Genomic DNA, 2265 nt, shown 5'->3' with positions numbered 1-2265 from the left:
ATCTTGTGTTTCCGCCGCAAAACCAATTAATTTTTGTTGCTGTTTACGCTCTCCTAAGCTTGCTAATATATCTGGATTTTTTACTAGCTCTAATGTCATAGTTTCTTGTTTTTTATTTTATTGTCCGCTACCTCAGCTACACGATAGTCCGCCACAGCCGCAGCCATGATCACAGCATCTGCAGAGTCATAGTGACTATCTATAGCCTCTTTCATCTCTGTAGCAGAACAAACTATAATACGCTCTACACCAATTGGCACAGCAAGATCTGTGGGAGCAGATACCAAAATTGTCTTAGCACCGGCTTGGGCTGCTTTTAATGCTACCGCGTATCCCATCTTTCCACTAGATCGATTCGTAATATATCGAACCGGATCAATTGCTTCTTGCGTACCACCGGCACTGACGATAACCGTTTTACCTTGCAGTAGTTCTGTTTTCCCTAAATGAAAGTCCACCCAGTCCATAATTTTTTGCGGATCTGGCAAACGCCCTTTTCCTTCTACCCCACATGCTAGGAGTCCACTGTCAGGTTCTAGCACATGAACACCTCTACCACGTAAGATAGATAAATTTTCTTGCACAGTTGGATGGGCATACATGTTACTATTCATAGCTGGACATACAAATACAGGGGCCGTTGTGGCCAATAATTGGGTAGATAACATATCATCTGCAATTCCATACGCCATTTTAGCAATCATATTAGCCGTTGCAGGTGCTATCACATAAGCATCTGCCCAAGTTGCATAGGCAATATGCTCTACATTCCAATCCTGTACATTTTCAAACATTTCCACAGCCACTTTGTGTTTACTAATTTCACCAAACACAAGGGGACTCACAAATTTAGTGGCATTTCTCGTCATTACCACTTTTACTTCTGCTCCCGCTTTATATAAACGGCTTACTAACTCTACTGCTTTATAGGCTGCTATTCCTGCTGTTACACCTACTACAATATGCTTACCCTTCAAAGGTCTCACCTTCCTATAGAACTAATTCAATTAATAGACTTTCTATACTCACCCTATTATACAGTATCTGGATAAGTAATACATCAATATTTTTATCCATAAAAACTCAAAACATCTTTATCCACGAAAAAAGCTGTATACAAATTAAAAGGAGCATAATTTGTTACAGCTTTTTACATATTTATATGATGAATATAAAATCCATCAATGATTGACCTCTACAGAGGTAATGATAAATGAACTACTGTCTTTACCGGCTTCTTGGTACCATCTAATTTTTTAAATCCTAAGCTTGTATATAATTCTTTTGCATTTTCCATACTTGGCAAGCTATCTAGTAGCAATGTTTTATATCCAAATTCACGAGCATCTTCTACTACCATTTTAGCCATATTTGTACCTAAAGAACTGTGTCTAAATGCTGGACGAACATACAACCGTTTCATAGCCGCTGTTTTACTATCTACATAACGCAACGCAACACAGCCTGCTGGTTTGTTATCGATAAAGGCAATATATAAGGCTTCACCTTCACCTTTATATTTTTCTTCCAGTCCATGAAACTCTCTTAAATTAGCAGATACTCCTAATGATCGTACATACTCTACAAACAAATCTTTTACTTCATCAATATAATCGTGGCCATTACGAATTTCAAAATTCATAGTATACCTCCTCATAGTATTACATGAAACTGATATTGTTAGTATTCGACGAAATTATAAAAACTCCTTTTATTTTTTTAATTTTGTATTACTAGCAAATATAAAAATCTCTAATTTTAATAAAAAGCACCTTTTAAGAGTACCTCTCAAAAAGTGCTTAATTAATGTTATTTGTGCAATGTTTGACGATTTTCTTGCAATGCTTCTAATGTACGCTCTAAATTAGATTCTACATATTTGAATACATCACTAGCATATTGAATAGAACTATTTTTGAGTTCTTCCGAAGATTTATTAGCCTCTGCAATAATATGATTAGCATGTTCTTGTGCTTGTTTTACCAATTCACTTTCTTCTGTTAATTTTTGAATGTATTCTTTCGCTTGTTCAATTAATGCATCCGCTTGTTTTTGACCTTCCGCTACAATACGATCACGCTCTGCTACAATACGACGAGATTCTTCTAATTCAAGAGGCAAAGATTCTGTTAATGCATCTACAATACGCATAATTTCTTCTTCTTCAATTAATTTTTTATTTGTCATAATCATATTGTTACTAGTAACAATTAAATTTTCCAACTCTTCTAATAATTTTTCTGTTCTCATGATGTCCTCCTATTT

At 35.5% G+C, this 2265-nt stretch carries 2 protein-coding genes and 1 pseudogene; all 3 read right to left on the bottom strand.

The genetic code is table 11. The features are described from left to right. A pseudogene (coaBC, locus tag HMPREF9200_RS02615) lies at window positions 1-986 on the bottom strand (bifunctional phosphopantothenoylcysteine decarboxylase/phosphopantothenate--cysteine ligase CoaBC); the annotation flags it as partial. Between the two features lie 209 nt (window positions 987-1195). Continuing rightward, a complete protein-coding gene (locus HMPREF9200_RS02610) occupies window positions 1196-1642 on the bottom strand; it encodes a GNAT family N-acetyltransferase (RefSeq protein WP_009353257.1) in 447 nt (148 codons plus the stop codon). Window positions 1643-1809: 167 nt separating this feature from the next. After that, complete coding sequence (locus HMPREF9200_RS02605; protein WP_009353256.1) at window positions 1810-2250, bottom strand: hypothetical protein; 441 nt, start codon at window positions 2248-2250, stop codon at window positions 1810-1812. Between the last annotated feature and the right edge of the window lie 15 nt (window positions 2251-2265).

This window comes from Veillonella sp. oral taxon 780 str. F0422, assembly GCF_000221605.1.
Classification (GTDB): Bacteria; Bacillota; Negativicutes; order Veillonellales; family Veillonellaceae; genus F0422.
The sequence above is the reverse complement of the archived record's forward strand: the minus strand, read 5'-3'. Positions and strand labels throughout refer to the sequence as shown.

What these genes read in the sequence shown, in the direction of transcription:
- HMPREF9200_RS02610 (WP_009353257.1), bottom strand. Translation starts at nt 1,642, where the DNA reads ATGAATTTTGAAATTCGTAATGGCCACGATTATATTGATGAAGTAAAA.
- HMPREF9200_RS02605 (WP_009353256.1), bottom strand. Translation starts at nt 2,250, where the DNA reads ATGAGAACAGAAAAATTATTAGAAGAGTTGGAAAATTTAATTGTTACT.